Source organism: Pseudomonas sp. PDM26 (assembly GCF_019219185.1).
In the GTDB taxonomy this organism is placed as follows: domain Bacteria; phylum Pseudomonadota; class Gammaproteobacteria; order Pseudomonadales; family Pseudomonadaceae; genus Aquipseudomonas.
Genome location: NZ_JAHUWC010000001.1, coordinates 841,710 through 863,274, shown reverse-complemented (window position 1 = coordinate 863,274; position 21,565 = coordinate 841,710). Strand labels below are relative to the sequence as shown.

General features: G+C 62.8%; 9 protein-coding genes. 3 read left to right on the top strand and 6 right to left on the bottom strand.

What is annotated here, in order from left to right; translation table 11 throughout:
* Positions 1-105 precede the first annotated feature (105 nt).
* The 4 genes from KW849_RS03950 to KW849_RS03935 form a co-directional block, all read right to left on the bottom strand.
* Positions 106-333 carry an MbtH family protein gene (locus KW849_RS03950; protein WP_108219585.1) on the bottom strand — a complete coding sequence of 76 codons (228 nt, stop codon included), beginning with the start codon at positions 331-333 and terminating at the stop codon, positions 106-108.
* A gap of 81 nt (positions 334-414) precedes the next feature.
* The gene (locus tag KW849_RS03945) at positions 415-1,815 is read right to left on the bottom strand and encodes an aspartate aminotransferase family protein (RefSeq protein WP_218427803.1); all 1,401 of its coding nucleotides are present in this window, start codon (positions 1,813-1,815) and stop codon (positions 415-417) included.
* 198 nt (positions 1,816-2,013) lie between these two features.
* A complete protein-coding gene (locus tag KW849_RS03940; RefSeq protein ID WP_218427800.1) occupies positions 2,014-3,339 on the bottom strand; it encodes an ATP-binding protein in 1,326 nt (441 codons plus the stop codon).
* Positions 3,336-4,016, bottom strand: a complete 681-nt coding sequence (locus KW849_RS03935) for a response regulator (RefSeq protein ID WP_108219588.1) — start codon at positions 4,014-4,016, stop codon at positions 3,336-3,338. The genes KW849_RS03940 and KW849_RS03935 overlap by 4 nt, the downstream gene beginning before the upstream one ends.
* Before the next feature lie 154 nt (positions 4,017-4,170).
* Between KW849_RS03935 and dsbD the strand changes: the two genes are divergently transcribed.
* Genes dsbD through dsbG form a run of 3 tightly spaced genes read left to right on the top strand, consistent with a single transcriptional unit; the run spans position 4,171 to position 7,504 of the window.
* A complete protein-coding gene (gene dsbD, locus KW849_RS03930) occupies positions 4,171-5,907 on the top strand; it encodes a protein-disulfide reductase DsbD (RefSeq protein ID WP_218427798.1) in 1,737 nt (578 codons plus the stop codon).
* The gene (locus KW849_RS03925; RefSeq protein ID WP_218427796.1) at positions 5,907-6,761 is read left to right on the top strand and encodes a TlpA disulfide reductase family protein; all 855 of its coding nucleotides are present in this window, start codon (positions 5,907-5,909) and stop codon (positions 6,759-6,761) included. The genes dsbD and KW849_RS03925 overlap by 1 nt, the downstream gene beginning before the upstream one ends.
* Positions 6,737-7,504 (top strand): thiol:disulfide interchange protein DsbG, encoded by a 768-nt coding sequence (gene dsbG / locus KW849_RS03920; protein ID WP_218427794.1) that lies wholly within the window; start codon positions 6,737-6,739, stop codon positions 7,502-7,504. The genes KW849_RS03925 and dsbG overlap by 25 nt, the downstream gene beginning before the upstream one ends.
* Before the next feature lie 54 nt (positions 7,505-7,558).
* Here dsbG and KW849_RS03915 read toward each other — a convergent pair whose 3' ends face one another.
* Both KW849_RS03915 and KW849_RS03910 read right to left on the bottom strand, forming a co-directional pair.
* A complete protein-coding gene (locus KW849_RS03915; protein WP_218427791.1) occupies positions 7,559-8,383 on the bottom strand; it encodes an alpha/beta fold hydrolase in 825 nt (274 codons plus the stop codon).
* A 114-nt stretch (positions 8,384-8,497) separates the two neighbouring features.
* Positions 8,498-21,496 (bottom strand): non-ribosomal peptide synthetase, encoded by a 12,999-nt coding sequence (locus tag KW849_RS03910; protein WP_218427789.1) that lies wholly within the window; start codon positions 21,494-21,496, stop codon positions 8,498-8,500.
* Positions 21,497-21,565 lie beyond the last annotated feature (69 nt).

Sequence of the window (21,565 nt, the reverse complement as noted above, 5' to 3'; positions counted from 1 at the left end):
CTACAGGATTACGCGCCGCATACAAGTTTCTTGTGCACAAAACTCCAGATATGAAAAAGCCCGCTGACTGTCACCAGTCCAGCGGGCTTCTTTTTGCATGACGAATCAGCGCGCCACAGCCGCCTGCTCATCCATTTTCTGCCGCAGGCTCAATGGGCGCATGTCGGTCCAGGTTTCTTCGATGTAGGCCAGGCATTCTTTTTTCAGCCCGCTTTTGCCCACGGTGCGCCAGCCTTGTGGCACGGCTTTGTAGTCGGGCCAGATCGAGTACTGCTCTTCGTGGTTGACCACGACCTGAAAGAGGATGTCCTCGCGGTCGAATACTGACGTCATGGTGTCTCTCCATCGTTATCGGGCGGACTGCGCCGTGTGCACAGCCGTTATGTAGAAGGAACGGTCCGCAGGGCGGAAAATTTAAAGACTGATGGTGGCGGCGGTCAGGGCCCGGCCGAAAATCTCGGCCACACGATCGATTTCGACTGCGGTAATCACCAGTGGCGGCAGGAAACGCACCACCGCGCCATGGCGACCACCGAGTTCCAGGATCAAGCCACGCTTGAGGCATTCGCGCTGAACCAGCGGTGCCAGGCGGGCGAAAGCCGGCGGATGACCTTGGGCATCCAGCACGCCCGACGGGTCGACCAACTCGACACCGAGCATCAAGCCACGACCACGAATGTCACCCAGTTGCGGGAAGTCCCGTTGCAGGATACGCAGGTGTTCGGCCAGCCGATCGCCCATGGCGGCGGCATGTTCGCAGACCTTGTGTTCGACCAGATAACGCATCACTGCGGAACCGGCGGCCATGGCCATCAGGTTGCCACGGAACGTCCCCGCATGGGCACCCGGCAGCCAGGTGTCGAGCCAGTCACGGTAGACCACCACCGCCAGCGGCAGGCTGCCGCCGATGGCCTTGGACATCACCACGACATCGGGAGTGATCCCGGCGTGCTCGAAGGCGAACATCTTGCCGGTGCGAGCGAAACCGCTCTGGATTTCATCGACGATCAGCGCGACACCCGCCTGTTCGGTGATCCGCCGCACACCGCGCAACCAGTCCAGATCCGCCGGGATCACCCCGCCCTCGCCCTGCACCACTTCCACGATCACCGCCGCCGGCAATTGCACGCCGGCCTCGGGATCGTTGAGCAGGTTTTCCAGGTAACTCAGGTTGGCCTTGACCCCTTGCGCGCCGCCGAGCCCGAACGGGCAGCGGTAATCGTATGGGTACGGCATGAACTGCACGCCGCTGCCGAGCAAGGCGCCCAAGGGCTTTTTCGGCCCGAGGCTGCCCATCAGGCTCAACGCGCCCTGACTCATGCCGTGATAACCGCCCTGGAACGAGATCATGGTGCTACGGCCGGTGGCGGTGCGCACCAGTTTCAGTGCAGCTTCCACGGCGTCGGTGCCAGTGGGGCCACAGAACTGGATCTTCGCTTCGCCAGCCAGCGCTGGCGGCAACAGGCCGAACAGGTCCTGAACGAACTGGTCTTTGACCGGCGTGGTCAGGTCCAGGGTATGCAGCGGCAGTTCATCGGCCAGCACTTGTTGAATGGCTTCGATCACCACCGGGTGGTTATGCCCCAGGGCCAGGGTCCCGGCACCGGCCAGGCAGTCGATGAACGTGCGGCCTTCGACATCCTCGACGTAAATGCCCTTGGCGCGCTTGAGCGCCAGGGGAATGCGTCGCGGATAGCTGCGGGCGTTGGATTCCTGCCGGCTCTGACGCGCGAGCAATGGCGATTCGTTGAATTGATAAAGCGTCTCGGCGGGCGTCGCCGGCTGCTCTTCGATAAGGCTGGTAGCGACTGACATCTCTCGACCCCTCAATAAGGTTTTCCTGTTCTGGAAACGCATCAGCGCTTGAGGGATTTAGGCGGTAACACGGAAACCTCTGTAGGAGCGAGCTCTGCTCGCGATGGACTCAAGAACACCGCGTGCATTCAGAAAGCACGCGTTATCGTTATCGATCATCGCGAGCGAGCTCGCTCCTACAGTGGTATGTGGTGTTTTTCAGACGGGTTGCAACGGCATCGTCAGCTCAACCCGCAAGCCGTCTGGCCGGCTATCGAATTGCAACGTACAACCGCAACGCTGAACGATGGCCTGGACAATCGCCAGCCCCAGACCACAACCGGTGCTCTGGCCGTTGCGCCAGAAACGCTGGGTCAGGTGTTGCAGATCTTCTTCGGCAATCCCCGGCCCATGGTCGCGCACCACGAACTGCACACGATTGCCGGTGGTTTCCAGGCTCAACTCCACCGCTTTGTCGGCGGGGGTATGGCGCAGTGCGTTGTCGAGCAAGTTGCGCAGCGCGGCAATCGACAGCACGGCGGGCATTTGTACCGGCGCGGCGGAAACCTTGCCCGGGGCCTGAAACCTGATGCGCTGGCGATCGCCGCTCGCCGCGTCCTGGATCGCCAGTTTCGCCACTTGCTCGGCGTTGCATTGCACACCGTCGTCAAACGACAGACTGCCCTCGACGCGCGCCAGCAACAGCAATTGTTCGAGGGTCCGGTGCATGCGGTCGGCGCCCTCTTCGGCCCGGGCCAGGGACTGGTCCCGGGCGCTGCCGTCAGTCATGCGCGCCACTTGCAGGTGGGTCTTGATCGCGGTCAGCGGGCTGCGCAGTTCGTGGGCCGCGTCCCCGGTCAGGCGACGTTCGCGCTCGATGGTCTTGCCAATGCGCTGGAGCAACTGGTTCTGGGTTTCCAGAAGGGGTTGCAACTCGCTGGGCAACGGCTGGATCTGCAAGGGTTCGAGGGAGTCGGCGCTGCGGCGCATCAAGGCGTCGCGCATGCGGTTGAGCGGCGCCAGCCCCTGGCCGATGCCCAGCCAGAGCAAACACAGGCAACCGAGCAGCGCCACGCCCACCGGCACCGAAGCGGCCAGCAGGATCGACATGTTCAACGCCTCGCGCTCGATCTGCCGGTCGGCGGTGGTGATGCGCAGATCGCCCCGGGCCAAGGTGAAACTGCGCCATGGCGCGCCGTCGATCATCTGATCGTGAAAACCGAGTTTCTCGGCCTCCAGGGCCTGCTGCGGATCGGTGTGACTACGGGCGAGGATTTCACCGCGCAATGAGCTGACCTGGCACGCCATGCCACCCGGAATGTTCAGTTGTTCGGCGCTGAAATGAGTGCCCTCGCCCTTGTTCGACACAGGTGGCAATTGCTCCATCAGGCCGGCGACCATGCGTGCCGACGCCACCAGGCGCTGGTCGAGGGAAAACATCATTTGATTGCGCAGATCACTGAGCATCCAGGCCGCAGCCAGGGCCCAGATCAAGGCAAATGCGGCGCCGAGCGTCAGGCTCAGGCGCAAACGCAGACTCATCACTTCGGTTCTTCTCCGCCATCAGCCGGCCCCAGGCGATAACCCAGGCCGCGCACGGTCTCGACAATGCCATTGCCGAGCTTACGCCGCAGGTGATGGATATGGACGTTAAGGGCATTGCTTTCCAGTTCGTCGTTGAAGCCATAGACGCTGTCCTTGAGTTGCTCGGTGGACAGCACCCGCCCACGGTTGTGCAACAAGGCTTGCAGCAGCGACTGTTCGCGGCGCGACAGGTCCACCGGTTGTCCCGCGAGCGTGGTTTCGCGGCTGCTCGGGTCGTAGGTCAGGGCACCGTGTTCGATCAGGTTGACGCTGCGCCCCGCCACCCGCCGCAACAGCGTGTGCAAGCGTGCAGCGAGTTCACGCAAGTCGAACGGCTTGAGCAGATAGTCGTCCGCACCGGCTTGCAGGCCATCGACGCGGTCGGTGACCGAGTCCCGGGCGGTGAGGATCAAAACCGGCAACTCCAGGCCTTGATGGCGCAACTGTTGCAGCAGCTTGAGGCCATCTTCGTCCGGCAACCCGAGATCGAGCACCATGACATCGAACTCCGCCACCTTGAGCATCGCCCGGGCGGCGGACGCCGTGGCGACGTGCTCCACGGTCAGACCCTGGGCGGTCAGGCCGGCGACAATGCCGCTGGCAATCAGCTCATCGTCTTCGCAAACCAGTACGTGCATGGGGAGCCTCGTAGAAATAAAGCCTATTAAGCCGTTGACCGATTAAGTCGACATTATGCCGCAAGCGCCACCGCCACAAGGCCGGGGCGGTTAATCATCGGTTAATCACCATCCGCCACTGTGCACCTCATTAGCACAGGGCAAAGGCTTATCCATGCATCGTCTTTTTTTACTTTTTACCCTTTTGATCGCGGGCCTGGCCCAGGCGGGAACCAATCCGTTCGACACCAAACCTGAATTTCTCCCGGTTGATAAAGCATTCACGTTTACCTCCGAACGTCTGGAATCCGGTGAAACCCAGCTCTATTGGCAGATCAGCGACGGCTATTACCTGTACCAGAAACGCTTGAAGTACGACGGGTTGCCTGTCGGGCAGCATCCCGCGTTGCCGGAAGGTGAAGCCCACAGCGACGAGTTTTTCGGTGAACAGCAAGTCTACCGTCAGGGTCTGGAACTGAAGATTCCGGCGGGTGCCAGCGGCACGGTCAAGGTCAGTTACCAGGGTTGTGCCGATGCCGGTTTGTGTTATCCGCCGCAAACCAGAGTCGTGGACCTGGGCAATGCCAATGCGTTGAATACGGCCACTGAAGCACCGGACCAGGCGCTGGCCAGCAGCCTGCAACAACGGGCGCTGGGCTGGAGCCTTTTGCTGTTCTTCGGCCTGGGCCTGCTGCTGGCCTTCACGCCATGTTCGTTGCCGATGCTGCCGATTCTGGCCGGGTTGATCGTCGGCAGCGGCGCCACGCCCAAACGCGGTTTCGCCCTGGCCAGCAGTTACGTGGTCAGCATGGCGCTGGTGTATGCGGCGATGGGTGTGCTGGCCGCCTCCCTCGGGGCCAATCTGCAAGCCTGGCTGCAGAACCCTTGGTTGCTGGGCAGTTTCGCAGCGGTTTTCGTGGTGCTGGCTCTGCCGATGTTCGGCTTCTTCGAACTGCAACTGCCGGTGGCCGTACGCGATCGCCTGGAAAACGTTTCGCGCAATCAACGCGGCGGCAATCTGATCGGCGCCGGGGTGCTGGGGGCGCTGTCCGGCCTGCTGGTCGGCCCGTGCATGACCGCACCGCTGGCCGGTGCCCTGCTCTACATCGCGCAAAGCGGTAACGCGTTGCATGGCGGATTGATTCTGTTCGCCATGGGCATCGGTATCGGCGTGCCGCTGCTGTTGCTGGTGACCGTCGGCAATCGCTTCATGCCCAAACCCGGCGCCTGGATGAACCTGGTCAAAGGCATTTTTGGCTTTCTGTTCCTCGCCACCGCGTTGCTGATGCTGCGTCCGGTGCTGGACGAATCCCTGTGGGTCGGATTGTGCGGGGCGCTGCTGTTGATCACGGCCTACAGCGCCTGGAAACAGTCGAAAGATTTCGGCCGTATCGCGCACCTGTTTGGCGCCAGCTCGTTGCTGCTCGGTTTATGGGGTGGCCTGTTGGTGATCGGTGCGGCGGGTGGCGGCGATGATCCATTCAAACCACTGCAGGTCTACCGCGCCTCGAACCAGGCGGTGGCCGCCGTGCCGGTTGGCCACGATGCCTTCACCACCCTCAAGGATCCGCAGGCACTGCAACGGGAACTCGACGCCGCGCAGGCTCAGGGCCAATGGGTGCTGCTGGACTACTACGCCGACTGGTGCGTGTCGTGCAAGGTCATGGAAAAACAGGTGTTCGGCAAAGCCAATGTCATGGAGGCCCTGAGCGACGTGCGCTTGCTCCGACTGGACGTCACCGCCGACAATGCAGCCAGCCGCGAACTGCTCGGCCGTTACAAAGTGCCAGGGCCGCCGAGCCTGTTGTGGATCGGTGCTGACGGTGAAGAGCGGCGCAGCCAGCGCATCACTGGCGAGGTCGATGCCGATACTTTCCTGCAACGCTGGACCAACACCCGAGACGCCCGTTAATGCTGACCTTCACCCTCGGCACCTTTGCCATTGCGCTTAATCATCTGCTGCTGATCAGTGCGCTGGCACTGGCCACGTTTGTCGGCTGGCGGGTGGCCAAACGTGGCGGTGACAACCCCGAGTCGGCACTGTTCAGCCTGTTTCTACTGGGCATGCTGGCGGCCCGAGTTGGTTTCGTGGTGGTCTATTGGGCCCACTATCGCAACGATCCGTGGCAGGTCATAGACCTGCGCGATGGCGGTTTCCTCGCCTGGCCGGGGGTGATTGTGGTTTTGCTTGCCACACTGTATAGCGGCTGGCGTCGCCCGGGTTTGCGCCGTCCATTGGGCATTGGCGTGGCCAGTGGCCTGGCGTTCTGGTTGTTGGCGACGTTCTCCCTGTCGATTTATGAACAAGGCACACGCCTGCCGGAAATCGCCCTGCGCAACGCCGCCGGCGAAACCGTGCAACTGACCGACTACAAGGGCGGCCCGTTGGTGATCAATCTCTGGGCCACCTGGTGCCCGCCGTGCCGCCGGGAAATGCCGGTACTGGAAAACGCCCAGCAACACCGGCCAGACCTGACCTTCCTGTTCGTCAATCAGGCGGAAAGCATGCAAAGCGTCGCGACCTTTCTGGAAACCCAGGGCCTGAGCCTGTCCAACGTGCTGTTCGACGGCGGCGGGCGTCTGAGCCAGGCCGTCGGCTCCATGGCATTGCCGACTACTCTGTTCTACAGCCCCGAAGGTCGCCTGCTGGGCAGCCATTTGGGCGAATTGTCGGACGCCAGCCTGGCCCGCGCACTGGAAAACTTCGATACCGTACCCGCCACCTCTTCAAGGAAATTGCCATGTCCCGCCTCCGCCACCTGCTGACCCTGAGCCTCGGTGCGGCCCTGATTCACCTGCCAACGGTGCAGGCCGAAGAGTTGCCCGATGCCATCAAGAAAATCGAGGCCAAGGGCGCGAAAATCGTCGGCCAGTTCGACGCCCCCGACGGCTTGCGCGGTTATGCCGCGCAATACCAGAGCCGCGGCATGGCGCTGTACCTGACCCCGGATGGCAAACACGTGTTGCTGGGCAATCTGTATGACGCCGAGGGCAATGACCTGAGCAGCGCACCGTTGCAGAAACTGGTGTATGCCCCGATGGCAAAGGAAGTCTGGGCCAAGTTCGAAACCAGCAACTGGATCGGCGACGGCAAGAAGGATGCGCCGCGCGTGGTGTACCTGTTCAGTGACCCGAACTGCCCGTACTGCAACATGTTCTGGGAACAGGCCCGGCCGTGGGTCAAGGCCGGCAAGGTGCAGTTGCGCCACATCATGGTGGGCATCATCCGCGAGGACAGCCCGGGGAAATCCGCTGCACTGCTCGCCGCCAAAGACCCGGAAAAAGCCCTGCAGGATCACGAAGCTGCTGGCAAGGGCAGCTCGCTCAAGGCCTTGAAGGAAGTGCCGCCGGTGATTCAGGCAAAGTTCACGGCCAACATGCAATTGATGGAAGATCTGGAGTTGCAGGCGACACCGGCGATTTTCTACATGGACGACAAGGGTAATCTGCAACAGCAGCAAGGTGCACCGTCGCCGGACAAACTGGTGAAGATTCTCGGACCGAAATAAGCAAGATCAAAAGATCGTCCGAAGGCTCGGACCGCGTTCGGACGATCTTTTACGCTAACCCTGTGCCGGATTGCGCTCAGCTAAAAATGCCAGCAGCGCTTGGGTGACAAACTCCGGGTTTTCCAGACTGGAAATATGCCCCGCCTCCGGCACCAGCACACACGGGCAGCCAATCAATTCAGCCATTTCCCGGGCTTCACTCGGTGGCCGGGGCTTGTCCTGGTCACCGCACATTACCAGCGTGTTCACTGCGTCCAATTCGCCCAGACGCGATAACAGATCATCACGCCCAAATGTAATCCGCCCCATCGGCACGATGCTTTCACGCAGGCGATCCAACGGTAGAGCCGCCAGGGAAGCACGAAAATCCCGGTAGAGCGCCGACTGCGGGTCAATGCCCGCCCGGAAGAAAATCGGCACCACGATATCCAGCAGCGCCGGAGTGATGAAACCCGCCTCCTCGATCTGCTTCAACAGTGAAAAGTAATACTGGCGAGTCGGCTCCGGTTCAGCGCCAACGTAGGTGTCCATCAGCACCAGGCCGTTGATCCGCTGCTCTGCCGATAAGGCCAGGCGCGCACCCCACATGCCTCCGACCGACAGGCCGACCAGCGTAACCCGGTCGATGTCCAGATGGTCGAGCAAGACCAATGCCTGACGCGCCACGTCATCCAGCGATGCAGTACCGACAGGCAACGTCCCGGATTCACCGTGCCCCCACAGGTCCAGGGCTATCACTCGATACTGTTGCGACAGCGCGGCAATCTGCGGCGCCCACATGGCCTGGTCCCACAGGTAACTACCGGCCAGCAGTACAGCCGGGCCGGTACCTTGATCAATGTAGTGAAGGGCTTGTCCGTCTATCGTTACGAAGGGCATCGACTGTCTCCGCGAGCAAAAATTGAGCCGGAAGACTGAGTGGCTGAGGGACAGCCGTCAATCGCCAGAATGTATGCGTTTGTACAATCGCCATCGCGGGCAAGCCGTTGGAGATTACAAGCCCTCCAACTCCGCCATCAGATCATTCAAGCGATCCACCTTTTCCTCGGTGATATCACTGGCCGCCAACCCGTCGATGTACCCGGCCAATTCTTCCACCGTGCTGCACTCGAACATCGCCCGCAACGGCACATCTCGTTGCAGGGTTTTCTGCACCCGCGAGGCGATTTGCGTGGCCAGCAGCGAATGCCCGCCCAATTCGAAGAAGTTGTCGCGAACGCCCACTTGCTCGACCTTCAACACCTCGGCCCAAATATCGGCCAGGGTCTGCTCAAGTTCATTGCGCGGCGCCTGATAGTCCTGGCTTTGCAAATGGCCGATCTCCAGTGCCGGCAACGCCTTGCGATCCAGCTTGCCGTTGGCATTGAGCGGCAGCTTGTCTAGCCATAGCCAGTGCAGCGGCACCATGTATTCCGGCAGTTCGGCGCGAAGGCGTTGCTTGATGCGCTCCAGGCGATCTGCGGGATCGAGCGCTGAATCGACCGCCACCAGATAGCCAACCAAGTGCTTGCCGTTCGCCCCGTCCTGTACACCCACTGCAGCATCGCGGACTTGCGCTTGTTCATGCAGGCGAGCCTCGATTTCACCCAGTTCGATGCGGTAACCACGGATCTTCACCTGATGGTCGACCCGGCCGACGTATTCCAGCACGCCGTCACTGCGACGACGGGCCAGGTCGCCAGTGCGATACAGGCGCTCACCCGGTGCGCCGAACGGGTTCGGTACAAACACCGGTGCGGTGCGCAACGGATCGCTGACATAGCCACGGCCGACCCCGGTCCCCGCCACGCACAGTTCACCCACCGCGCCCAGTGGCACCAGTTCCAGCGCTCCGTCGAGCAGGTACAAACGGTTGTTGTCGGTCGGCGTGCCGATCGGCAGGTAGCTGCCGCGAGTCGAAGCCATATCAACGCGGAAGAACGCCACGTCATCCGAGCACTCCGCCGGACCGTAGGCATTCACCAGGCCGATCTGCGGATAGCGCAGTAACCATTGATGCGCCAGTTCCGGCGGCATCGCCTCACCCGTCGGCAGCATCCAGCGCAAACCGTCGAGGCTCATGCGCTCCTGGGCGAGCATGCCCTGGATCAGCGACGGCACGCTTTCCAGCAAGGTGATGCCCTGGCTCTGCACATGGGCCAGCAAGCCCCGGGGATCGTGGGCGATGGTGTTCGGCACGATCTCCACCTGTGCGCCGAACAACGGCGCGGCGAGGAACTGCCACACGGAAATATCGAAGCTTTGCGACGCGGTTTGCGCAATCACATCGGCGTCGCTGAGGTTCAGGTATGGCACCTTGCTCAACTGGTTGTTGAGCATGCCGCGCTGTTCGACCATCACGCCCTTCGGCAAACCGGTGGAGCCGGAGGTGTAGATCACGTAGGCCAGGTTGTCCGGGGTGCTGTAGAGACCGGGATTGTCCGCCGACAGCGCAAGGGCCTGAACTTCTTCCCAGACCAGCAGCCGTGGCCGGCTGGCGCAGGCGAACTCGTCGAGCAAGGCCTGCGCCTGCTCTCGGCACGCTTGCGTGCACACCAGCAATGGCGTGCGGCTCAGATCGATGATCCGGCTCAGACGCTGGCTCGGCAAACCCGGGTCCAGCGGCAGGTAACCCGCTCCCGCCTTGAAGCTGCCAATGATCATGCCCAGTAATTCGAGGCTGCGCTCGGCCAGCAACGCCACCGGTTGATCGCGCCCGACACCGGCGGCGGTCAACGCATGACCGAGGCGGTTACTGCGTTGGTTCAGCTCCAGATAACTGTACTGCCGGTCCAGACAGCTGGCGGCAATCCGCTGCGGGTGCCGGGCGACCCGGGTTTCGAACAATGCAACGTAGCTCTGCTCCAGCGGGTAATCCTGTTCGCTCTGGTTGCAGCCATGGATGAGGAAATCCTGCTCCTCGGCCCCCAGCAACGGCAGGTCGGCCATGTCGCCATGGAAACCCTCCACCAGCGCCAGCAGCAGACGCTTGAACTCACCGAGCATGCGCTCGACCGTGGCCTCATCGAAGTAGCGCTGGTCGTAGGACAGGTGCAAGCCCAGGTCATCCCCCGGATAGCACACCGCCGTGAGCGGGAAGTTGGTATGCGTGCGGCCCGAATCCGAGGTCGCGTTGAGGCTCTGCGCACGATCCAGCACCGAGACTTCCACCGGGGCGTTTTCGAACACGAACAGGCTGTCGAACAGCGGCTGGCCTTTGGGCAGCTCGCTTTGCTCCTGGATGTTCACCAGCGGCAGGTATTCGTATTCACGCAGTTGCATGTTGTGGTCGAGCAGACCGGTGAGCCACTGGCGCACGCTGCAACACTGGCCGTCCTCGGGCATTTTCACCCGCAGCGCGATGCTGTTGATGAATAGACCAACGGTGCGCTGCATCTGCGGCATGTCCACCGGACGCCCGGCCACGGTGACGCCGAACAGCACGTCGCGATCCCCGCTCAAGCGCCATAGCACCAGTGCCCATGCCGCCTGGGCGAAGGTATTGATGGTCAGCTGATGGGCCTGGGCCAGTTCGCGCAATCGCGCGCTGTCACGGGCATCGAGCCTTGTATAGCGGTCGCCGACGATCATGCCGCCGCTGTCGCCGGCATGTTCGCGCAGCAATGGCCGGTCGCTCGGGATCGGCGTGGTCCGTTCGAAACCCTGCAGGTTGGTTTTCCACCATTGCCGCGCTTCGGCCAGGCTCTGGCGTTGCAGCCAGCCGATGTAGTCGCGATAGCGCGACACAAGCCCAAGCTGCGCTTCCAGGCCTTCGCCGAGGGCGCTGTAGATCTCGAAGAAATCGTTCATCAGCAGCGAACGGCACCAGGCATCGATGAGGATGTGATGGTTGCTCATCACGAACCAATAGAGCGACGCGCCGACCCGGATCAAACGCAAGTGGAACGGCGCCTGGTCGAGCAGATCGAAACCCGCCTCGCGTTCGGTCTTGAGCAGGGCTTGCAGCTTCGGCTCTTGCTCGGCTTCGGCGATGTCGCTCCAGTCGAGATACTCGATCGGCGTGCCACCCGGTTTGTGGATCACTTGCAGCATCTCTTGGCCGACGTTCCAGCAGAACGACGCGCGCAACGCTTCGTGGCGGGCGATCACCGCTTGCCAGGCCTGGGCGAAACGCTGCGGGTCGAGTTCGCTGTTGATGCGGTAGCGATCCTGCATGTAGTACAGGCCGGTGCCCGGCTCCAGCAAGGTGTGCAACAGCATGCCTTCCTGCATCGGGGTCAACGGGTAGACGTCTTCAATGACGGCGGCCGGGACCGGCAGTGCATCCAGTTGCGTCTGGCTGAGATTCGCCAGCGGGAAGTCCGACGGCGTCAGGCCACCCGCGTCGTCGCGCAGGCAATGCTCGATCAGGCTGCTCAACTCACCGAGATAGGCATCGGCCAACTCGTCGATGGTTTGCGCATCGAAGCGTTCGGCGCTGAAAGTCCAGCGCAGCACCAGTTCACCGCCATACACCTGACCGTCGACGCTCAGCTCGTTGGCCAGCGGGGCATTGGCATCGTGGGCCGCGCCGATGGCTTCATCCAGCGGATGGAACAGCGCGTCCGTCCCGAAACTCTGGTCGAACTGGCCGAGGTAGTTGAAGGTGATCGGCGCCACCGGCAACTGCGCCATGCTGTGGCGACTCTGCTCATCGGCGAGATAGCGCAGCACGCCATAGCCCAGGCCTTTGTGCGGCACGGCACGCAGTTGCTCCTTGATTGCCTTGATCGACGCGCCCTGCCCGGCAGCTTCTTCGATGTTCGAGGGGGTCAGGCGCAGCGGGTAGGCGCTGGTGAACCAGCCAACAGTGCGGGTCAGGTCGATGTCGTCGAACAGTGCTTCGCGACCGTGGCCTTCCAATTGAATCAGCGCCGATGCGTGCCCGCTCCAGCGGCACAACACGCGGGCCAATGCGGTCAGCAGCAAGTCGTTGACCTGGGTGCGATAGGCACTCGGCGCCTGTTGCAGCAATTGCCGGGTGCGCTCGCTGTCGAGGCGCACGCTGACGGTTTGCGCATGGCGGATCTGCTGTCCGCCGTCGGGGTGATCACAAGGCAAGTCGGCACTTGGCCCGGCCAGTTGCGTCTGCCACCAGCCCAGCTCTTCGCGCAGGGATTCGCTGCCGGCGTAGGCTTGCAAACGTGCGGCCCAGTCCTTGAAGGCGCTGGTTTTCACTGGCAGCTTCACCGACTGCTGCGCGTCCAGTTGGCGATACACGGTTTGCAGGTCATCCAGCAGTACCCGCCACGACACGCCGTCCACCACCAAGTGGTGAACGGCGATGAACAAGCGCTGCTGACCTTCAGGACCATCGACCAGTAACACCCGCAGCAATGGCCCTTCTTCAAGGTCGAGACTGCGCTGGGCATCGGCGAACAAGGCCGCGCACTTGTCCATGGACGCAATGCGCACCTGCCACAGCACCGGTGCATCGGAAATCGGCTGGTGCAAGGCCTGCCACTGGCCGGCAACGCGGCTGAAACGCAGGCGCAAGGCGTCGTGCTGTTCGATCACTGCCAGCAGCGCTTGCTCCAGACGATGAGGTTCCAGGGCGACAGTCGGTTGCAGCAACAACGCCTGGTTCCAGTGCTGGCGTTGCGGGATGTCGGTGTCGAAGAACCAGTGCTGGATCGGCGTCAGTCGCGACTCACCCATGATCAGGCCTTGTTCGGCGCTGACCTGCTCGCTGCGGGTGGCCACGGCGGCGAGGGTCTGCACGGTCTGGTGCTGGAACAGGTCGCGGGGGCTGAAGTGAATGCCCTGCTGCCGCGCCCGGCTGACCACCTGGATCGACAGGATCGAGTCACCGCCCAGTTCAAAGAAGTTGTCGTTGAGGCCGACCTGTCCGACGTTAAGCACTTCGCACCAGATCTGCGCGAGTGTGATTTCGAGCTCATTGCCGGGCGCCACGTAGTGTTGGCGATTCAGCTCCGGGTCCGGTGTCGGCAGTGCACGACGGTCGAGCTTGCCGTTGGCAGTCAGCGGCATGCTGGCCAGCAGGATCAGGTGCGTGGGCACCATGTAGTCTGGCAGTTGCGATTTCAGATGTGCCTTGAGGTCTTCGCGCAATGCAGCCTGTTGCGCTTCGCCTTGCTCCGCGACATCGGTCAGCAGATAGCCGACCAGTTGTTTGCCGCTCGGTGCATCCAGCGCCAGCACCACCGCTTCACGGACCGATTCGTGCTCCAGCAAACGGGTTTCGATCTCGCCCAATTCGATGCGGAAACCGCGAATCTTCACCTGATGGTCGATCCGCCCGAGGTATTCCACCAGGCCGTCGGCGCGCTGGCGCACCAGGTCGCCGGTGCGGTAGATACGCCCGCCGCTGGCGACAAACGGGTCGGCCACGAAGCGTTCCGCGGTCATGCCCGGACGCTGGTGATAACCCTGGGCCAGGCCCGCGCCACCGACGTACAACTCGCCCGTCGCGCCTGGCGGCACCAACGCCAGGTCGGCGTCCAGAATGTAGGCCACACGGTCGCCGATCACACTGCCGATCGGCACGCTAGCGGCGCCCTCCTCCAGCACTTCAGGGGCAAGACCGGCCAGCGGCATGACCACGGTTTCGGTCGGGCCATAGGCGTTGAAGAACAGGCTCGGCTGGAACGCTGCACGAATACGCGCCAGGTGTTCACCCGTCAGTGCTTCGCCGCCGGTGATGATCATGCGCACCGGCAGGGTTTCCTTTTGCGTTGCCAGCCATTGCGCCAACTGGCTGCCGTAGCTCGGCGTGAAACCGAGGACGTTGATGTGATGACGACGGATCAGGCCACAGATTTTTTCCGCGTCCCATTGCCCTTGAGCCCGCAGCACCACTTGCGCACCGCTGAGCAACGGCACCAGCAAACGCTCGGTCGCGGCGTCGAAGTTGATCGAATAGAAGTGCAGCTCACAGTCGTCGGCGCGCATGCCGAAGCGCTCGATCACCGCACGGCAGTGCATGGCGATTTCGCCATGAGACACCACCACGCCTTTCGGTTTTCCGGTCGAGCCCGAGGTGTAGATCAGGTAGGCCTGATGCTGCGGCAGGCTGACCGATGGCAGCTCGGTGGCCGGGTAGCTGGCCAGTGCAGTGGCGTCTTCTTCAAGGCACCAGCGGCCGACGATCGCCGGCAACTCGCCCAAAGCCTTGAACATCGCCGCATCGCTGAGCAGCAAACCGATGCCGCTGTCTTCGATCATGTAATGCAAGCGATCCAGCGGGTACTCCGGATCCAGCGGCACATAGGCGCCACCGGCCTTGAGGATCGCCAGCAGGCCGACGACCATCTCCAGCGAGCGCTCCAGCGCCAGGCCCACGCGCACCTGCGGCCCGACGCCACGCTCGCGCAGCATCCAGGCCAGGCGGTTGGCGCGGCTGTCGAGTTCGGCGTAGCTCAAAGTCTGCCCGGCGAAGCTCAGGGCCGGAGCGTCCTGGCGCATCAAGGCCTGCTCGGCGAACAGCTGATGAATGCACTGATCCAGCCGATGTTCGCCCGGTTCGACACCAAGGCTGTCGAGCAGATGTTGTTGTTCGCCACACGCCAGCAGCGGCAGCTCGCTCAAGCGCTGCTGCGAATCGGCAATCAGCGCCTCCAGCAGATTGCGCCAATGCCCGGCCATGCGCGCAATGCGCGGTTCGTCGAACAGGTCGGTGCTGTAGGTCAGGCAGCAACCGAGGCGATGGTCGAGGTCGGTGACTTCCAGGTTGAGGTCGAACTTGGTCGCACGGGCATCGTTGGCCAGGTACTCCACCGTCATGCCGGCCAGGCTGCGGCTTTGCTGGAACTCCCAGCGCTGCACGTTGCACATCACCTGGAACAACGGGTTGTAGGCCGCGCTGCGGGGTGGTTGCAAGGCTTCCACCAGATGATCGAACGGCAGGTCCTGATGGGACTGGCCTTCGATCACCGTGTGCCGCACCTGCTCGAACAACTCGCCCACGGACATCTGTCCGTCGAGCTGGCAACGCAGCACTTGGGTGTTGAGGAACGCGCCGATCAGCCCTTCGCTTTCCGGACGAATGCGGTTGGCCACCGGCGCGCCGATGCGCAGATCGGTCTGGCCGCTGTAGCGGTACAACAGCGTAGCCAGGGCGGCGGTCATGGTCATGAACAGTGTCAGGCCATTTTGTGCGTTGAAGGCGCGGACCTTTGTCGCGAGGTCGTCGCTCAGGTCAAAACGATACAACTCACCCTGATGGCTTTGCACCGGCGGACGCGGCCGGTCGGCCGGCAACTCCAGCAGCGGGTGTTCGCGGCCCAGTTGCGTGGTCCAGTAATCGAGCTGGCGCTGACGCTCGCCGGACTCCAGCCACTGACGTTGCCACACGCTGTAATCCAGGTACTGCACCGGCAATGGCGCGAGCGGCGATTCACGGTCATCGACAAACGCTTCGTACAGTGCGCTGAGTTCCCGGGCAAAGATGTCCATCGCCCAGCCTTCGGTGACGATGTGGTGCAAGGTCAGCACCAGGTAGTGTTCCTGCTCGGCGGTCTTGACCAGGCATGCGCGCAGCAGCGGTCCGGTTTCCAGATCGAATGGCTTGTGCGCTTCGTCGTCGGCCAGTTGCCGGATCTGCCGCTCGCGGCCTTCGGCATCCAGCGCGGTGAAATCCTTCCACGCCATGCGCACACAGGTTTGCGCGTGTACTTGCTGGCGGGCGACGCCGTCGTTGCTCGGGAACGTGGTGCGCAGGGTTTCGTGACGCAGGATCAGGGCTTGCAGCGCAGCCTCGAAACGCGCCACGTCGAGCACGCCGCGCAACCGCGCCATGCCGCCGACGTTGTAGGCAGGGCTGTCGGGCTCCATCTGCCAGAGGAACCACATGCGCTGCTGGGAATAGGACAGCGGCACCGGCTGGCTGCGGTCGACTTTTTCAATCGGCGGCTGCTCGTTGGTACTGCCGCTGGCCTGGATCAGGCGAACCTGCTCGGCAAATGCACCGAGCTCGCTGTGTTCGAACAGCGTCCGCAGCGGCAACTCGACGTCGCAGGCCTGGCGGGTGCGGGAGATGATTTGCGTGGCCAGCAGCGAGTGGCCGCCGAGGGCAAAAAAGTCATCGCGCAGGCCGACTTGCGCCAGGCCCAGCACTTCGCGCCAGATGCTGGCGATGCGTCGTTCCAGTTCAGTCACCGGTTCGACGTGTTCGCGAACCTGCCACTGCGGCTCCGGCAAGGCCCGGCGGTCGAGCTTGCCGCTCGGGCTGAGGGGCATCGCCTCCAGGCGCATTAGATGCGCGGGGACCATGTATTCCGGCAGTTCGGCGGCCAGTGCGCTTTTCAGGTGTGCTATTTGATCGGCTTCGTCCCCGGCATTGCCCGCCGTGGTGTAGTAGCCGATCAACTGTGCACCGGCCACGGTTTCGCGCACCAGCACTACGGCTTGTGCAACCCCCTCCCGGGCCAGCAGCCGCGCTTCGATTTCTTGCGGCTCGACCCGGAACCCGCGCAGTTTGACCTGCTGATCGAGGCGACCGAGGTATTCGATCACGCCGTCCGCCGTCCAGCGTGCCCGGTCACCGCTGCGGTACAGGCGCGTGCCTGGCTCGCCCAGCGGATCGACCACGAATCGTTCGGCGGTCAACGCCGGACGACCGAGGTAGCCACGGGCCAGGCCGATACCGCTGATACACAGCTCACCCGGCACACCGGCCGGAACCGGATTGAGATCGCTGTCGAGCACGCGGCAGATCACATTGCCCAGCGGCCGGCCAATCGGCGAGCGTTCGCCATCGGCGCTGGAGCAATGCCAGTGGGTGACGTTGATCGCGGTTTCAGTCGGTCCGTAGCGGTTGTGCAGTTGCACCGCCGGCAGCAGCGCCAGCACCCGATTGCGCAGCTCCGCCGACAAGGCTTCGCCCCCAGAGAAAACCCGGCGCAGGCTGGTGCATTCAGCGCTGAGCGGTTCGTCGATGAACAACGAAAGCAACGGCGGCACGAAGTGCAACGTGGTCACGCCATACGCTTGCACAAGCTGCGCGATGCGATGCGGATCGCGGTGTTCGCCGGGACCGGCGATCAACAGGCGTGCGCCAGTGATCAGCGGCCAGAAGCACTCCCAAACCGATACGTCGAAACTGATCGGCGCCTTTTGCATCAGCACGTCGGTTTCGTTCAGTTGATAGGTTTGCTGCATCCACTGCAGGCGCTCGGCCAGCGCCGCGTGGGTGTTGCCGACGCCTTTGGGCTGGCCGGTGGAACCGGAGGTGTAAATCACATACGCGAGGTTGTCACCGTGCAGGCGCAGCCCCGGCGCATGGCTCGGCCAGCTCTCCAGGTGCAAGGCATCCATGGCGATGACGCTGACGCCGTCGCTGGCCGGTAAACGGTCGAGCAATTCAGTCTGGCTCAGCAGCAGTTCAACGCCGCTGTCGCTGAGCATGTAGGCCAAGCGGTCAGCCGGGGAATCCGGGTCCAGCGGTACATAGGCGCCACCGGCCTTGATGATCGCCAGCAGGCCGATCAGCAGTTGCGGCGAACGCTCGCAGGCGATCGCCACGCAGACGTCCGGACCGACGCCTTTGTCGCGCAGGTAATGGGCCAGACGATTGGACTGAGCGTGCAGTCCGGCGAAGTCGAGGCTGCCGCCGTCCCACAGCAACGCGGTGCGTTCCGGGGTCAGGCGTGCCTGTTCGCTGAGCTGTTCCGGCAGCCATTGTTGTGCTGGAGCGCACGGGGCAACACTCCAGACTTTTTGCTGATCGTGCTCGTTGACGGTGAGCAGTTGCAGGTCGCCGATGGCTTGTTGCGCACGCTCGCAGACTTCACGCAAGAGGTTGGTGAAGTGCTCGGCCAGACGCTCGATGGTTGCGGCGTCGAACAGCTCGCTGGCATAGTCGAAGGACAGCGTCAGACGACCGTTTCGGTCTTCTTCGCTGTGCAGTTGCAGATCGAACTTGGCTTCGCGACTGTGCCACGGCAGCTCTTCGGCGAGCAGGCCCGGCAGACGTTTTAGCGCACTCAGGTCACGTTGCTGATGGTTGAACATGACCTGGAACAGACCTTGCTCGCGCGCCTGGGGGAAGGCTTCGAGCAGTTGTTCGAACGGCAGGTCCTGATTCGCTTGCGCACCCAACGCGGCCTGCCGGGTCTGCGCCAGCAACTCAACGAATGGCAGGCGTGAGTCCACCTCGGCTCGCAGCACCTGGGTATTGATGAAGAAACCGATCAGGCCCTGGGTTTCCAGGCGCGGACGGTTGGCGTTGGGCACGCCGATGCGGATGTCGCGCTGGCCGCTGTAGCGGTGCAGCAGGCTCTGGAGTGCCGAGAGCAACAACATGAACGGTGTCGATTCGTGGGCCTGCGCAGTGTTGTGAATCCTATCGCTGAGGCTGGCGCCCAGGCGCACAGTGTGTCGTGCGGCGCTGTGAATTTGCTGGACGGAAAGTGGATGATCGGTGGCCAATTCCAGCGTCGGATGTTCTTCACCCAACTGTGCTTTCCAGTAGGCCAGTTGCCGCTCGCCCTCACCTTGCGCCAGCCATTGGCGCTGCCAACTGCCGTAGTCGGCATATTGGGTCGACAGCGGCGCGAGATTGGCCGGCGCGCCTTGCGATGCAGCGGCGTACAAACGCGAGAGCTCATCGATCAGCACATTCAGCGACCAGCCGTCCGCAATGATGTGGTGCAGGGTCACCAACAGTTGATGGTCTTCGTTATCGAGGCGTACGAGTGTCACCCACAGCAACGGACCTTTTTCCAGATTGAACTGAGTGCGGGCTTCGTCTTCGCGGATCTGCTGCGCGCGGGCTTCTCGCTCGGCAGCCGGCAGGTCGCTGATGTCGATCATTTGCAAATTGAACTCAGCGGCCGGATCGACCTGTTGCAACGCCACGCCGTCACGCTCGAAGAACCGCGTACGCAGGGATTCATGGCGCTCGATCAACTGCTGAAAACTGATGCGCAACGCCTCTTCATCCAACTCGCCGCGCAGACGCAAGCCACCGGGAATGTTGTAGGCGCTGCTGTGCGGGTCGAGCTGCCAGGTGATCCACAGACGGTTTTGTGCCAGGGATTGCGGCATCGGTTGCTGGCGCGACAGCGCAGTGATCCCGCCCTGGGCCAGGCCACCGTCCTGTTGCTGGCGGGCCACGACATCGGCGAATGCGTCGAGGGTCGGGGCTTCGAACAGCAAGCGCAGGTTCAATTCCAGACCCAACTCTTCCCGCAGGCGCGCCACTACCTGCGTCGCTGCGATAGAGTTACCGCCGAGCAGGAAGAAATGATCGTCGGCGCCGACGTGCCTCACTTGCAACTGCTCACGCCAGATACGCGCGATCAAGCTTTGCAGTGCCGATCCCGGCGCGCTATTACTCGTGCTTTCATTGGCGGCCGACGGGAACACCGCGTAGCTGTCGAGACTGCCGTCCGCCAGGCGATTGCGACACGCCGAGCGTTGCAATTTGCCGCTGGACGTCTTGGGCAGCGCGCCCGGATTGAGCAGCGCCACCACGCTCGGTGCCTCCTGATAAACCTCGGCGACGGCCTGGCGAATGGCTTTGATCAAGGACTCCGGTGGCAGGATTTTCTGCACGCTGCGGCTGATTTCGGCGGCGATGCCGATGCCATCCTGACCCTCGACCGTGACGGCGAAAGCGGCGACGCGGCCCTTGCGCACCACTTCCACTTCACGTTCGACGGTCTGTTCGATGTCCTGCGGGTACAGGTTGTGCCCGCGCACGATCAGCATGTCCTTCAGGCGCCCGGTGATGAACAGCTCGCCGTTGCGCAGGAAGCCCAGGTCCCCGGTGCGCAGCCAGGTCTGGCCGGCGTGCTGGACGAAGGTCTTGGCGGATGCCTCGGGGTTGCGCCAGTAGCCTGAGGCGATGCTCGGCCCACTGGCCCAGACTTCGCCGACGACATTGTCGGCCTGTTCGCTGAGCGAGACCGGGTCTACGATCAGCACCGCGTGATCCGGTTGGCTGATACCACAGTTCATGATCGGGCTGCCCTCGCCTGCTTCGACACGGTTCTGCGCCAGGGCCTGATCGTTTACCCGCAGGTTGCCGATGCCTTGGCCGCGGGTTGTGCCGGCCACGAATAGCGTGGCTTCGGCCAGGCCGTAGGAGGCCATGAAACTGTCCGAAGTGAAGCCGCAGGTAGCGAACTTCTCGGCGAAGCGTTCCAGGGTGTCGAGGCGAATCGGTTCGGAACCGGAATACGCCACGCGCCAGCCACTCAGGTCGAGCCGTTCCAGGGCTGACTCGCTGACTCGCTCGCTGCACAAGCGATAGGCAAAATCCGGCCCGCCGCTGATGGTACCGCCGTATTCGCTGATCGCTTCCAGCCAGCGCAACGGCCGGCCGAGGAAGTATGAAGGTGACATCAACACGCAAGGCACGCCGCTGAAAATCGGCTGTAGCAGACCGCCGATCAGGCCCATGTCGTGGTACAGCGGCAGCCAGCTGACGATGACGTCGTCGGGGTTCAGGTCAATACCGAAACCGTGGCGGATCAGCAATTCGTTGGCCACCAGATTGCCGTGGCTGATTTGCACGCCTTTGGGCAGCGCGGTAGAGCCGGAGGTGTATTGCAGGAAGGCGATGTGATCGTTCTGCAAATCCGCCGCGACCCAGCGCTCGGCCAGTGCACTGTCGAGGGTATCGACACACAGCATCGGCGGCGCCCCTTCGATTTGTTGCAACGCATCGCGCAGCCCGGCGCTGGTCAGCAGCAAGCGCGGCTGGGCATCGCTGATAATCGACAACAGGCGTTCCTGGTGATGACGGCGTGTCGACTCCGGCGGGTAGGCCGGCACCGCGATCACGCCCGCGTACAGGCAACCAAAGAATGCCGCGACGTAATCAGGGCCACTGGGGAACAGCAACACGGCGCGGTCGCCGAAATCCGCTTGAGCCTGCAACGCGCCGGCAATCGTCCGCGCCCGTTGATCCAGCTCGCGATAACTGAGCACTACAGCCTGATCCAGGGTCTCGGCGAGAAAACGCAGGGCCACCCGATCCGGCGTCAGGGCCGCGCGGCGCTGAAGGGCTTGGACCATTGTGCTGGGGAGTTCGAACGCGTCGGTCATGAGGTTTCCTGCCTGATTTCGGCTGTAGGAGCGAGCTTGCTCGCGATGGACGTTAACAATGACGCGTTG

Excerpts from the sequence above, each read along its gene's own strand:
- dsbD (WP_218427798.1), top strand. The coding sequence starts at position 4,171 with ATGCATCGTCTTTTTTTACTTTTTACCCTTTTGATCGCGGGCCTGGCC.
- KW849_RS03935 (WP_108219588.1), bottom strand. The coding sequence starts at position 4,016 with ATGCACGTACTGGTTTGCGAAGACGATGAGCTGATTGCCAGCGGCATT.
- KW849_RS03915 (WP_218427791.1), bottom strand. The coding sequence starts at position 8,383 with ATGCCCTTCGTAACGATAGACGGACAAGCCCTTCACTACATTGATCAA.
- KW849_RS03925 (WP_218427796.1), top strand. The coding sequence starts at position 5,907 with ATGCTGACCTTCACCCTCGGCACCTTTGCCATTGCGCTTAATCATCTG.
- dsbG (WP_218427794.1), top strand. The coding sequence starts at position 6,737 with ATGTCCCGCCTCCGCCACCTGCTGACCCTGAGCCTCGGTGCGGCCCTG.
- KW849_RS03910 (WP_218427789.1), bottom strand. The coding sequence starts at position 21,496 with ATGACCGACGCGTTCGAACTCCCCAGCACAATGGTCCAAGCCCTTCAG.
- KW849_RS03950 (WP_108219585.1), bottom strand. The coding sequence starts at position 333 with ATGACGTCAGTATTCGACCGCGAGGACATCCTCTTTCAGGTCGTGGTC.
- KW849_RS03945 (WP_218427803.1), bottom strand. The coding sequence starts at position 1,815 with ATGTCAGTCGCTACCAGCCTTATCGAAGAGCAGCCGGCGACGCCCGCC.